Source organism: Empedobacter sp. 225-1 (genome assembly GCF_030328185.1).
GTDB classification, from domain to species: Bacteria; Bacteroidota; Bacteroidia; order Flavobacteriales; family Weeksellaceae; genus Empedobacter; species Empedobacter stercoris.
Genome location: NZ_JACALO010000020.1, coordinates 1 through 13886 on the forward strand (window position 1 = coordinate 1; position 13886 = coordinate 13886).

The following is a 13886-nucleotide window of genomic DNA, read 5'->3' on the forward strand; positions in this document are numbered from 1 at the left end:
TTGTTTGACAAAGGATTTTGTTTTTAGGTGCTATGTTACTCCAAACAAAAGATTGCAGCGGATAGCCCGACCGAGCGTAGGAATTTTTTACTATTTAATTATAATTTTGTTGGCGAGGGAACGCCATAAAAAAAGCCCAACTGAAGTTGAGCTTTTAAATATAGATGAAAGGGTAATAATTTACTCGGCTAAATATGCAACCGTTTTGGCATCGCCATCTACAGTTACTTTAGTCAAGTTATATTTTGCTAAATTCTTCATTGATTTGTCCCATTTTTTACCGCTCAAAGCAGCTTGAGACTTTAATTCATTTAAATCAATGTTTTCGTTAGCTTTTAAGATTTCAATAATTTTAGTTTCTTCTTCTGTCAATTCGTAAGCTGGTGCAGCTTTTTCTGGACGCATTTGAGGGAAGAATAAAACTTCTTGAATAGATGGATTGTTCGTTAAGAACATAATCAAACGGTCCATACCGATTCCTAAACCACCTGTAGGCGGCATTCCGAATTCTAAAGCACGTAAGAAATCTTCGTCAATAAATTCTCCTGCTTCGTCGTCACCTTTTTCAGATAATTTTAATTGTTCTTCGAAACGCTCGCGTTGATCGATTGGATCATTTAATTCTGAATATGAGTTTGCGATTTCTTTTCCACAAACCATTAATTCGAAACGTTCAGTTAATTCAGGATTATCGCGGTGTTGTTTTGTCAATGGCGACATTTCTTTTGGATAATCGGTAATGAAAGTTGGTTGAATGTAATTTCCTTCACATTTTTCACCGAAAATTTCATCAATTAGTTTTCCTTTACCCATTGTATCATCAACCTCGATTCCCATACTTTTTGCTGCTTCAAATAATTCAGCTTCAGATTTACCATCGATGTCAAAACCTGTAAAATCAATAATTGCTTGACGCATTGTTACTCGTTTGTAAGGCGCTTTAAAATTGATTTTATGTTCTCCAAAAGTAGCTTCAGAAGTTCCATTGACAGCGATAGCACAGTGCTCTAATAGTTGTTCTGTGAAATCCATCATCCAGTTGTAATCTTTGTAAGCAACATAAATTTCCATTGCTGTAAATTCTGGATTGTGTGTACGGTCCATTCCTTCGTTACGGAAGTTTTTAGAAAATTCGTAAACACCATCAAAACCACCAACGATTAATCTTTTTAAGTATAATTCGTTTGCGATTCTTAAATATAATGGAATGTCCAAAGCATTGTGATGCGTAATAAACGGACGAGCTGCTGCTCCTCCAGGAATTGATTGTAAAACTGGAGTTTCTACTTCCATGTATCCACGATCGTTGAAGAAATTACGCATAGCATTGAATAAACGTGTACGTTTTAAGAAAATTTCTTTGACATGAGGGTTTACAACCAAATCTACATAACGCATACGGTAACGTAATTCTGGATCTGTAAAAGCATCAAAAATGTGACCTTCATCGTCTGTTTTAACGATTGGTAATGGACGTAAAGTTTTTGATAACAATGTTAATTTTGTTACATGAACAGAAATTTCACCCACTTTAGTTTTGAATTCGTATCCTTCGATTCCAATGAAATCTCCTATGTCCATCAATTTCTTGAAAATAGTATTGTATTCGATTCCTTCTTCTGATGAAGAGATGTCATCTCTTGATACATACAGCTGAATACGACCTTCGCTATCTTGTAATTCTGCGAAAGATGCTTTTCCCATTACACGAACACTCATCAATCGTCCGGCAAGCTTGACTACCTTTCCTTCTTCGTACTTTTCCTTAATTTCTTTCGAATTAGAAGTTACCACGAATTCTTCGGCAGGGTAAGGCTCAACACCTAAGTCTCTTAATTGTTGTAGTTTTTCTCTACGAATAATTTCTTGTTCAGACAATTGCATAGTGAATATAATTTATATAAAATGAAAGCAAAATTATGAAAAATAATCCTGATTCACGTAGTTTTTATGATTTAATAAGGGTAAGAAATATCAGTATTGATGCATGTTTTAGTTGACAAGCTCAAAACGACGCTCTAAGGTATAATCTGTATCTTGGAATTTTACTTTTTTGGTTTCGATACTGTACGAAAGCCAACCATTATCCTTGATACGCGACGTCATTTTAACGTAATATTTGATATCGTCTTTTAATCGATCTTCTGATGGTTGCTCAGTTCCTAATTTTGTAGCCAATTCTTTTAGATAGGTGTACCAAGAATTTGCAAGCCATTCTTTGTCTGCTTCCTGAAAACTCGACATAATGTAATTTGTTTGAGAAATTCCAATTTCATTTAACTTTAATTCCGTAGAAGCTGGAGTAGGAGAAGCGCTAAATAAATTGTCCATGTACGATTGATACACAAAAGGAACACTCTCTAAAGTAAAAGTACTCTTTCCATAAAAATGATGAAATTGACGAATATCTTTATCAAATAATTTGACGATGTTTTCATCGGTCGAATAATATTGTAAATTCTTTTTAATAATCGCTATTGCAGATGGATTATCCAAGTATTTATTTTCTAAATCTTCAGCAGATAAGATTAATTCTTTTAACGTTTTATCAAGATTTGTAAACTCTAAAAATCTTCCGTCTTGATCTATTTTAAATGAAATAGAAACATTATTAACCAACGAAAAAGGATTGTTTAAATAGGATTTAGAATTGAATTGTACATTTCTAAAATTCCATTTTACAATTGTTTCATTTTGATAAATATTCTCAACTTGAACAATAACGTTATAAGTATATTGTTCTTGATGCGCAATGGTATCATCTTCCAATTTCACTTCGCTTGCTGTTACATTGTATCTTTTTTCATCACCTACATTCCAATAAGTTTTCGGAAAAATGACTGTTTCTTCTGTTTTATCAGAAATCGAATCATTTATTATCGGTGAAATACTATCTTGAACAGGATTCTGAGCGAAAATTTTTATCGAAAAAAATAGAAAAAACAGATAATATGTAAAATTAATTTTCATTAAAAAGTATCAAGTCTAAGTCAAAAATAAACCAAATTATTTTAAAAGGTTCTTTAAATCACTAAAAAATAAAAGTTTAATCATTCAATAGTTTAATGCTTAAGTGATTAACCGTTTTTTTAGCACCAATATTTAAACTGAATAAATATTCAGATTTTAAAAGAATAGAATTCAAGTTGTAGGTATTCTCATACTTTACTTTCAGTTCTACCGTTTCCGAATATTTTTTAATCTCTTTTTTTACTTGTTCTTGAGATAAATTCAATTTGGCATCATTTAGCATATAATACGCCATTTCTTCCCATAATTTTTCAAAATCATCCTTGCTCAAATTTTGGTCAGAAACAATGGTATAAGTCCCTTGCTCTTTGTTAAGATCCTTTAGATAAGTGTTGGTTGTTGATGAAATAGGGAAACCAAAAATATTTTCTTGGACAGATCTTCCTTCATAATTTTCGCCTAAACGAAAATATTGCCCATTGAAATAACTGAAAACATGCACTTCTTGTTCAAAAACGTAGGGTACATAGGTTTTTGATTTGATCATTTCTTCGATGTGTGCAATGTTAGCTTTATAATCTTCAGATTTTTTACGTTGTTTAGAAAGTCGATCTGTTATTTTAAGCAATTTTTCTTCAATCTGAGGAGTATTCAATAATTCTAAAAATTCACCAGAAGGATTTGTCGTAAATTGATATTCCAATCCTTCAGAATTATTGATGAAATCACGGTAGAAATCATCAGGATCATTCGAATGATTTTTACCATTGATAAATGTGTACTTGTTGGCAAATTCATTTTTATCCATCAGTTCAACCGATTTGTATGATTGGTTGACAACTTTAGACACAGTATCATTTACAGAAATCGAGAAGTTACGATCTGTAAATGAATAGTTGTATACTTTATTTAGTTCTAAATTTGGTTTTACCTGAACAGATTTCTCTTCAAAATTTACCTGCCCAAAAATAGCAGGAGAATATAGTAAAATCAAGGTAAATAGACTTGTTTTCATTCTCTTCAATAGTTGTACAAATATAGAATGATTATTGAATATCTACGTTATTTATTGCACGAATCATTGTGTCGACAGGCTTAGTTTCTGAAATTTCTTTTTCCATCAAAGTACCACCTATTTCTTTCAGCTTTTTCACCTGAGGAATAAAGCGGTTTTCAAGCGATCCAATCGCTTTATTATAACTTTGTGTTGCCTGATTTAAATTATGACCAACTGTGACTAAATGTTGAATTAAAACGTTTACACGATTGTATAATTCGATTCCAGCATCGCGCATTTGATATATATTTTCTGCAACATTTAATTGTTGCCAGCTAAACGCAATTGTACGAAGCATTGTAATCAAAGTAGTGGGTGTTGCAATAATTATTCTATTGTTTAGAGCATCCTCTATCAAAGTTCGCTCCAATTCTAAGGCTGCACCAAAAGAACTTTCAATTTGTAGATACATCACCACATAATCTGGTGCTTCGGTATATTGATTCCAATAGGCTTTAGAGCTTAAATTCTTTAGATGTTCGCGCACTGCTTTTGCATGTAGTTGCAAATGATGTTTCCTTTGGGTTTCATCTTCCGTTTCAAAAGCCATCATATACTGGTTCAATGGAACTTTAGAGTCCACGATTACTTTACGATTTCCTGGAAGATTAACAATTAAATCGGGACGAAGTAAACCATTTTCAGATTGTACAGAAGTTTGTTCTTCGAAATCGCAAAAAGATGACATGCCAGCAAATTCAACGACACGACGCAAACCTATTTCACCATATTTTCCTCTTGTGTGCGAAGTTTTAAGTGCAGAAACTAACGTGTTGGTTTCTTTTTGTAATTTATCCGTTGTGCCACGCATCGAATCTAAGAAAACTTTTATTTCTGAATATGCACCTTCACGTGCCTTTTCAATTTCAGAAATTTTTCCATCAAATTTATTTAAGCTTTCATTCAAAGGTTTGATCAAAGAATCAATGGCTTGTTGACGTTTTTCCAAATCATTCTTCGAATCAGAAAAGTGTTTGTCTAACGTCGTTTTTGCTAAATCAAGAAATTGTTCATTATTACTTCTCAAAACTTGAGCTGATAGTGCTTCGAATTGCTCTTTTAATCGTTCGTTTGTTTCAAGCATAAATGATTTCTGTTCTTCAACTGCTTTTATCGCTTCTTGATGACGGACGGTTAATTCCGTATTTTTTTCGCGTTCTTTTTGCCATTGATCCAAATTGAAATTGGCATCATCTTTTATTTCGATAAACTCACTTTTTAACGATTCATATTGTTTCTGAAGTTCTTGGTATTTTATTTCATTTCCAATTATGGCTGAATTTGCTTTAGATTTAGCATATAAAAAACTGATTACAGCACCAATGATAAAAAAAAGAAGGGCTGTTAAGATAATTGCGCTGTTCATGGATGATAAATTTAGAACAAAGGAACGATTTTATCCGACATAAGATGTCGTTAGTAGATTTTATTTAACTTAAAAAGACTTTCTAATTATAAAATAAGAAGCCTCTCGTTGCAAAACGAGAAGCTTCCTTTTGGGTGTCGAGAAGCTTCTTGTTAGCTGATAAGAAGCTTCTTGTTTTAATTATGTTATTTTATAGAATCGTTTGATACGTTTCGTAGATTATCTTTTGTCTCGAAGATGGAGTTTTTGATGATTTGAGAACTTTCATTTAGAATAGGTAAAATTTGACTTTCGTCTTTTGTTTCTTTAAAACCTAATTCTAAAATTGGATCTGCGTAATACAAAACACTTGCGGATAATAATAATGAAATAATTAATCCTAAAGCTGCTCCACCAAATCGATTTATGATTCCTAAACCAATTGCTTCGACGGTTTTTTGCGTGATACTTGAGGCTAACTTTATGGTGAAAAAAGCTAACGCAAAGGTGATTATTAAGGCAACTATTGAAGTTAAACTATCAGCGACGATATTGTAAGCATCGACATAAATTTCAATGATTTGATAAAATTTAAAACTTAACCAAATTGCGACAAAAAATCCGACTAAACCAATTAATTGTGAAATAAATCCTTTGAAAAATCCATTGATAAACCCCAAAGCTAATGCAATTAGGATGAGGATATCAAGTTGATTAAAATCTGACATTAAGCGTTTTGTAATTGATGCTTTTCAGCGATTTTTTTCAAGGTACCGATTAGAATATCAATCTCCTCTTTAGTTGTTTCATACGAATACGAAACACGTAAAGGTGTCATTTGATCGATTTCTTCTTCTGTATATAATGTTTGCATGACTAATGAAACTTTAGCTGCACCAGAACTGCATGCACTTCCTTGAGAAACTGCGATACCTGCCAATTCTAATTCGAAACCAATTAATGTGTCGTGAAATGGTAATTTGATGCTTAATAAAGCGTATAAACTTTTGTCTAAATCTTCAGAAAGTCCGTTAAAAGCGACACCTGGAATTGCTTTTTTTAATTGATCAATCGTATATTGTTTGATTTCTTTGATGTGTTTTACATGTGCTTCTAATTCATCTAAAGCCAAGTCTAATGATTTTGAAAGACCAACAATTCCGTACACATTTTCTGTTCCAGAACGTAAACCTCTTTCTTGTCCACCACCAGCAATCAATGGTTTGATATGTGATGCTTTTTTAGCATACAAGAACCCAGCACCTTTTGGACCATGAATTTTATGAGCAGAGCAAGAAGCGAAATCCATTCCCAAATCTTGAAAATCTAAATCATAATGACCAACAGTTTGTACTGTGTCGGTATGGAATAATGCATTATTTTCTTGACACATTTTAGAAATTGCTTTCACGTCTGTTAAGTTTCCAATTTCGTTGTTTGCATGCATTAAGGAAACCAATGTTTTTTTAGATTGATCTTTTAATACTTCTTCTAATTGAGCATAATCGATATTTCCGTCTTTTAAAATATTCAATTTAACGACTTCAATATTGGCTCTATTTTCAACGTCTTTTACGCTTTCTTGCACACATTTGTGCTCCATATCAGATGTAATGATTCGAGTAACGCCCAAATCATTAATACAAGAACGAATAATTGTGTTGTTAGATTCTGTTCCACAAGAAGTGAAATAAATTTCGGCAGGAGAAACGTTTAATCGTTGCGCAATATTTTTCCTTGACATTTCGATCAATGCTTTGGCTTCTCTACCAAAAACGTGAGTAGAAGATGGGTTACCAAAAACGTTTTTCATCACATGAGCCATTTCGTCTACTACTTCTGGACGAATTGCTGTTGTTGCTGCATTGTCTAAATATACTCTTTGCATTATCGATTATTTTACTGTATTAATTAATTATTGGGTTTTGATCAACAAATTTAAGTAAAATGAAACGATTGAAAAAGTAAATTGTTATTTAAAACGCATTAGATCCGAAGTTAAAAATCGCCATTCAGGCGTTAATAGAACGCCTTCTTTTGCCATATACCAAGGAGATATTAAATCATTGCTTGGATTCGTGATAATTTGTAAATCTTGGCTTGGATAATAGCTTTGCGCCAGAATAAAGAGTTTGTTTCCTAAGTTATCTTCAGCAAGATCCATCACGATAACAGCATGATTTTTTATACTTCCTTTTTGCAAGAAAACATCGCCTATTTGTAAATCTTTGAGGTTGATAGGCTTCATTAACTCAGACATGGTATTCGAATTGGTGTTTTCTAAGTAATATTGTAAATATTCAATGTATTTTGAATAAGAATGATCGCCATCTACATATTTTGAATAAGGAATTGGTTGAGTTGAAACTTTTGCCAATTTATCCATTTCAAGATATTTTTTGGAACGATAAAAATATTCCAAGCGCAAGCTCATAACTGCATTTGCATTAAACTGAACATTTTTTTTGGGTTGTTCTAAATCTAAAACTCCAACATAAATATTAGGATTAGGTTTTTTTTGACCGTCAAAAGTATAAACGGGGGTATCACTATTTTTAAGCGAAATATTATTTAACCATTTTCCAAAGTTATTATAATTTTGATTTCTTAAGAAATTTGGAGGCGTATCAAAACGTTTAAAAATCTTCAATTCACGAGGATGAATGATACTATACTCTTCATTTTCTATTAATTCATTATTCGTAGAAGATTTTAGAATATGTGTATTACAAGAGGTGAAAAGAGTAAATATTAATATAAAACTTAAAAATTTCATTGAAACAGAAAAAAAACGTGCTATTCTTTGGTTAAGAGTTGAATTTGATCTCTCAACTCGGCTGCTTTTATAAAATCTAAATTTTTTGCAGCTTTTTCCATTTCCTTTTGCAATTTTTGTACCAACTTATCTTTATCTTCGGTTGAATAGTTTTCATTAATTTCCGCAGCTTGCTGAATCAAATGTTTTTGTTCGTATGGATTTTCTTCAAATTCTGCTGCCGCTAAACTTAGCTTTGTAATTTTTTTGTTTAGTGCTTGTGGAACTTTATTGTGTTCTTTGTTGTATTGCATTTGTATTTCACGACGACGATTAGTTTCGTCTATCGTTAATTGCATACTGTCTGTTATACGATCTGCGTACATAATCGCTAAACCGTTGATATTTCTCGCTGCACGACCAACTGTTTGTGTTAATGAACGATGACTTCTTAAGAACCCTTCTTTATCAGCATCTAATATTGCAACCAAAGAAACTTCGGGTAAATCTAAACCTTCTCTCAAAAGATTAACACCAACCAATACATCAAATAGTCCTGTACGCAAATCAGCCATAATTTGAACACGTTCTAAAGTGTCAACATCAGAGTGAATGTAGCGACAACGAACGCCGTATTTAGTTAAGTATTTCGTTAATTCTTCTGCCATTCGTTTGGTTAAAGTTGTCACCAAAACACGTTCGTCTAACTCAACACGTTTATTGATTTCTTCCATCAAATCATCTACTTGGTTTTGTGTAGGACGAATTTCGATAATTGGATCTAATAATCCTGTAGGACGAATGACTTGTTCTACAACAATTCCTTCTGATTTTTCTAACTCGTAATTTGCTGGCGTAGCCGATACATAAATCACTTGATTTTGTAAAGCTTCAAATTCTTCAAATTTTAAAGGACGATTGTCCATTGCAGCTGGAAGTCTAAAACCATATTCGACCAAATTCTCTTTACGAGAACGGTCTCCTCCGTACATGGCATGAACTTGAGAAACTGTAACGTGAGATTCGTCGATGACCATCAAATAATCTTCAGGGAAATAATCTAACAAACAGAAGGGACGAGTTCCAGGTTCGCGACCATCTAAGTATCTTGAATAATTTTCTATTCCAGAACAGTATCCTAATTCTTTGATCATCTCCAAATCAAATTCTGTGCGTTCTTGCAGACGTTTAGCTTCGAGATGTTTTCCAATTTCTTTGTAATAATCAACTTGTTTTCTTAAATCAATTTGAATTTCAGCAATAGCGCCATTTAAGGTATCTTTAGAAGTTACAAATAAATTAGCAGGATAAATATTAATTTTATCTAATTTGGTAGAAGTTTTACCTGTTTCAACATTAAAAACTGAAATTTCTTCGATCTCATCTCCAAAGAAATTAATTCGAATTCCGTCATCTGCGTAAGCTGGAAAAATATCTAACGTATCGCCTTTAATTCTGAAATTTCCGCGTTGAAAAAGTCCTTCAGTTCTCGAATATAATGCCTGAACCAATTTATGTAAAAAAGCTGTTCGGGAAATAATTTGTCCAGTTTCAATCTGAATTACATTTTTATGAAATTCTGTTGGATTTCCAATTCCATATAAACACGAAACCGAAGCGACTACTAAAATGTCACGACGACCAGAGAGTAGAGAAGAAGTTGTACTTAATCGTAACTTTTCGATTTCTTCGTTAATTGATAAATCCTTTTCGATATAGGTTCCTGAAGAAGGGATATAAGCTTCGGGTTGATAGTAATCGTAATAGGATACAAAATATTCGACTGCGTTATTCGGAAAAAACTCTTTGAATTCCATGTACAATTGAGCTGCTAACGTTTTGTTATGCGCTAAAACCAAAGTAGGGCGTTGAACATTTTGTACAACATTGGCAATCGTAAATGTTTTACCAGAACCAGTGACACCTAAAAGTGTTTGATAACGATCATGACTAAGAATACCTCTTGATAATTCTTCGATAGCTTTTGGTTGATCACCTGTAGGCTTGAATTCAGAATTTAATTGAAATTGCATTCTACAAATTTACAAATAATTCAGTTAAAAATGAGTGTTGAGAAATGTTGGTTTTAAAAGAAGAAACGGATAAAAAATAAAAAGGCGACTTTAAGTCACCTTTTCATCAAAACCACAAAAAAATGAGAAAACTGTTTACTTAGTAAACAAACTTCCTTCCATTATTACAAGCTATTGCCCGCTATAACCATTGCAAATATAGGTCGGTTTTTTGTGCGTGCACAATAAATGATAATACTTTGTTTTATTGGTGTCGATAAAAGATATCTATAATAATGTTAAAACGTCTGATTACAACGTTTTCGTAAAATCAAATACATTTAGTAGTGTCAATTTTACACTAGCGAATTTTCGCTAAATTCCATAAGTTTTCTAATTCAGAAATCGTCAAATCGGCAATGTTTTGATTATTTTCTTTTGCGATTTCTTCTAACTTTTGAAAACGACGGATAAATTTTTTGTTCGATCGTTCTAATGCATCTTCTGAATTAATTCCATTGAATCGTCCATAATTAATTAAAGAAAATAAAATATCGCCAAATTCCATCTCTTTATCCAAAGGATTTTCTTCGTTTTTAAATTCGTTAATTTCTTCTACAATTTTATCAAAAACTTGTTCAGAATTTTCAAATTCAAATCCAACACCTTTTACTTTGTCTTGAATTCGATAGGCTTTTACCATTGCTGGGAGAGAAGTAGGAACACCAGAAAGGACAGATTTGTTTCCTTCTTTTAATTTGATTTGTTCCCAATTTTGAAGTACTTTTTCTTCAGTATTTGCTTCTACATCTCCATAGATATGAGGATGACGATGAATTAACTTGTCACAAATACCATTTAAAACATCAGCTACGTCGAAGTTTTGTTGCTCTGATGCTATTTTAGAATAAAAAACCAGGTGAAGAAAAACATCACCTAGTTCTTTTTTTATTTCATCCGAATCTTTTTCGATAATGGCATCCGAAAGTTCATAAATTTCTTCTATAGATAACGTACGCAACGTTTCCATCGTTTGTTTACGATCCCATGGACACTTTTCACGTAATTCATCCATTATATCTAACAATCTTTCGAAAGCTCGTAATTGATTTTTACGTGTATTCATTTCTAATTATTCAGCGTCTTTATCTTTTTTAGCTGTTGATTTTTTAGCAGCTGTTTTTTTAGCTGGTTTTTCTTCAGCATCTTTTTTGTCAGCAGCCTTTTTTGCAGGTGCTTTCTTTTTTGGTTTTTCTTCTGCTACAACTTCTTCTGCAGGAGTTTCAACAACTGGAGCTTCTTGTGCTTGTTGAGCAGCCATTGCAGCTTCTACAGCAGCTAAGTCGATGTTTAATAATCCGTTTTTGTGTAAGATATTATACCATTGAAATAATTTTTTCAAATCAGAATCGTAAACTCTTGAATCGTCATATTCTGGTAAAACTTCTTCCATATATTTACGCAATTCTGTTCCAGAAGATTTGTGGTCGATTGTTTCTCCACCGTTTTCTTTCTTGTAAATTCTGAAGAAAACTTCTGCTAAAGGAAACTCTTGTGATACACCGTAAATTGCTACATTGTCTAATAAACTAACATTGTAGTTAGATGCGATTGAGATTTTTTTACCTTTTTCTAAATCTTCAACAACGAAACCTCCTCTTGTTTGAGAAATTAAACGGTATAATCCTGGTTTTCCTGAAATTGCGATAACTCTTGATAAATCCATATTCTATTATGTTTAAGGGTCTATGAAGGGAATTTCATTTTGTAACTCGTGTTTACTTTCCCTTTTGTTATATTTTTTAATTTATTACTTATTAATTTCTTTTTAAAGCTCGAAATATAGTCAATAAAAAGCTTTCCTTCCAAATGGTCGTATTCATGTTGAATAACACGAGCACGAATATCCGAAAAAGTTTCGGTATGTTTTACCCAATTTTCATCAAAAAATTCTAATGTTACCGATTCTGGACGTGTAACATCTTCATGGATGTGAGGAATACTCAAACATCCTTCTGTAAATGCCCATTCATCTCCTTCAGAACTGCTGATTTTTTTAGGATTGATGAAAACGCGTTTAAAATTTTTCAATTCTTCTTTTACATCATCATAATCTTCATCCTCTTCGAAAGGTGAACAATCAACGACAAATAAACGTATATTTTTTCCGATCTGCGGTGCTGCGATACCAACTCCATTCGAGTCGTACATTGTATCGAACATGTTTTCGATCAGTTCGTGTAGATTTTTATAATCTTGATCTATATCTTGTGAAACTTTACGTAAGACAGGGTCTCCGTAAGCTACAACTGGTAATACCATTTTCTGATCTTTTTTTATTAATTTATCGGCAAAGATACGATTTGTTATAGTTTATGTGATAAAAATGATTGTAAAATTATTACAGCACTCACTTTATCTACCATACCCTTTTCTTGACGTTTTTTCTTTTTCATTCCACCTTCGAACATAGCTCGCGAAGCCATTTTAGAAGTAAACATCTCATTTTCACGATGAATTTTAATCAATGGAAATTGTGCTGAAAACTTTTTTAAAAAAGGTTGTATTTGATTTTCAATCTCATTTAATTCTCCTGAAAAGCGAACAGATAATCCAACGACAAGGTCAGAAACGTTTTCTTTCTCGATATATTGTTTCAAGAAATCCATCAATTTTGAGGTTTCAATGGTATCCAAAGGCGAAGCTATAATTTGCAATTCATCGGTTACGGCAACGCCTGTTCTTTTTCCTCCGTAATCTAACGCTAATATTCTTGACATTTGGCAAATTTATAAAAACGATTCAATAATAAATAATCTCTATGAAATCCCTTGATTATAATTTTTATATTTGTGGCTATTATTAATAAAGATGGAGAATTTAAAACAAATCATAGAGAAAGCTTGGGACAATAGAGAATTGTTACAAGAAGATGCAACACAAGCAGCAATTAGAGAGGTAATTGAGTTGATTGATAATGGACAATTGCGTTGTGCAGAACCAGTAGCAGATGGTTGGCAAGTGAATGAATGGGTGAAAAAAGCAGTTGTTATGTATTTCCCTATTCAAAAAATGGAAACGTTAGAAGCAGGAATTTTTGAATACCATGATAAAATGGAATTGAAACGTAACTATGCTGAAAAAGGAATTCGTGTTGTGCCAAATGCTGTTGCTCGCTATGGTGCGTATATTTCTTCTGGAGTTATTTTAATGCCTTCTTATGTAAATATTGGAGCGTATGTTGACGAAGGAACAATGGTGGATACATGGGCAACTGTAGGTTCTTGTGCACAAATTGGTAAAAATGTACACTTATCTGGTGGTGTTGGTATTGGAGGTGTTTTAGAGCCATTGCAAGCCGCTCCTGTAATTATCGAAGATAATGCATTTATCGGTTCTCGTTGTATAGTCGTAGAAGGTGTACATGTTGGTAAAGAAGCGGTTTTAGGTGCAAATGTAGTGTTAACTGCATCTACAAAAATTATTGATGTTACAGGTGATCAGCCAGTAGAAATGAAAGGATTTGTTCCTGCACGTTCTGTGGTTATTCCTGGTTCTTACACGAAAAAATTTGCTGCAGGTGAATACCAAGTTCCTTGTGCATTAATCATCGGACAACGTAAAGAATCTACGGATAAAAAGACTTCTCTAAATGATGCTTTACGTGAGCACAATGTAGCAGTATAATTTAAAAGCAATTTTTTAAAAAAAATAGCAATCCTCATCAGTTTGATGAGGATTTTTTTA

Annotated in this window: 13 protein-coding genes; 1 reads left to right on the top strand and 12 read right to left on the bottom strand. The window is 32.6% G+C overall.

Annotation, left to right across the window (positions count from 1 at the left end):
• Window positions 1-180: 180 nt before the first annotated feature.
• From lysS to ruvX, 12 genes are all read right to left on the bottom strand, one after another.
• A complete protein-coding gene (gene lysS, locus HX088_RS07425) occupies window positions 181-1884 on the bottom strand; it encodes a lysine--tRNA ligase (protein WP_286483812.1) in 1704 nt (567 codons plus the stop codon).
• Window positions 1885-1992: 108 nt separating this feature from the next.
• The gene (locus HX088_RS07430) at window positions 1993-2970 is read right to left on the bottom strand and encodes a hypothetical protein (RefSeq protein WP_286483813.1); all 978 of its coding nucleotides are present in this window, start codon (window positions 2968-2970) and stop codon (window positions 1993-1995) included.
• A 76-nt stretch (window positions 2971-3046) separates the two neighbouring features.
• Entirely contained in the window at window positions 3047-3985 is a 939-nt protein-coding gene (locus HX088_RS07435) for a hypothetical protein (protein ID WP_171623301.1), read from the bottom strand.
• A gap of 31 nt (window positions 3986-4016) precedes the next feature.
• On the bottom strand, window positions 4017-5393 hold the full coding sequence (locus tag HX088_RS07440) for a DNA recombination protein RmuC (protein WP_284583411.1): 1377 nt from the start codon (window positions 5391-5393) through the stop codon (window positions 4017-4019).
• A gap of 185 nt (window positions 5394-5578) precedes the next feature.
• Window positions 5579-6100: a CvpA family protein gene (locus HX088_RS07445; RefSeq protein ID WP_260542517.1), complete on the bottom strand. Its 522-nt coding sequence runs from the start codon at window positions 6098-6100 to the stop codon at window positions 5579-5581.
• Window positions 6100-7260 carry a cysteine desulfurase family protein gene (locus HX088_RS07450; protein WP_286483814.1) on the bottom strand — a complete coding sequence of 387 codons (1161 nt, stop codon included), beginning with the start codon at window positions 7258-7260 and terminating at the stop codon, window positions 6100-6102. The genes HX088_RS07445 and HX088_RS07450 overlap by 1 nt, the downstream gene beginning before the upstream one ends.
• Before the next feature lie 84 nt (window positions 7261-7344).
• On the bottom strand, window positions 7345-8148 hold the full coding sequence (locus HX088_RS07455; RefSeq protein ID WP_286483815.1) for a DUF4846 domain-containing protein: 804 nt from the start codon (window positions 8146-8148) through the stop codon (window positions 7345-7347).
• A gap of 20 nt (window positions 8149-8168) precedes the next feature.
• Complete coding sequence (gene uvrB / locus HX088_RS07460) at window positions 8169-10160, bottom strand: excinuclease ABC subunit UvrB (protein WP_286483816.1); 1992 nt, start codon at window positions 10158-10160, stop codon at window positions 8169-8171.
• A gap of 340 nt (window positions 10161-10500) precedes the next feature.
• Window positions 10501-11265, bottom strand: a complete 765-nt coding sequence (mazG, locus tag HX088_RS07465) for a nucleoside triphosphate pyrophosphohydrolase (protein WP_284583416.1) — start codon at window positions 11263-11265, stop codon at window positions 10501-10503.
• A 6-nt stretch (window positions 11266-11271) separates the two neighbouring features.
• Window positions 11272-11865, bottom strand: a complete 594-nt coding sequence (locus HX088_RS07470) for a DUF5606 family protein (RefSeq protein WP_171623308.1) — start codon at window positions 11863-11865, stop codon at window positions 11272-11274.
• 20 nt (window positions 11866-11885) lie between these two features.
• Entirely contained in the window at window positions 11886-12461 is a 576-nt protein-coding gene (def, locus tag HX088_RS07475) for a peptide deformylase (protein ID WP_171623309.1), read from the bottom strand.
• A gap of 44 nt (window positions 12462-12505) precedes the next feature.
• Window positions 12506-12919 carry a Holliday junction resolvase RuvX gene (gene ruvX, locus HX088_RS07480; RefSeq protein ID WP_171623310.1) on the bottom strand — a complete coding sequence of 138 codons (414 nt, stop codon included), beginning with the start codon at window positions 12917-12919 and terminating at the stop codon, window positions 12506-12508.
• 91 nt (window positions 12920-13010) lie between these two features.
• On the opposite strand from ruvX, the gene HX088_RS07485 reads away from it, so the two are divergent.
• The gene (locus tag HX088_RS07485) at window positions 13011-13826 is read left to right on the top strand and encodes a 2,3,4,5-tetrahydropyridine-2,6-dicarboxylate N-succinyltransferase (RefSeq protein ID WP_171623311.1); all 816 of its coding nucleotides are present in this window, start codon (window positions 13011-13013) and stop codon (window positions 13824-13826) included.
• The last annotated feature ends 60 nt before the right edge of the window (window positions 13827-13886 follow it).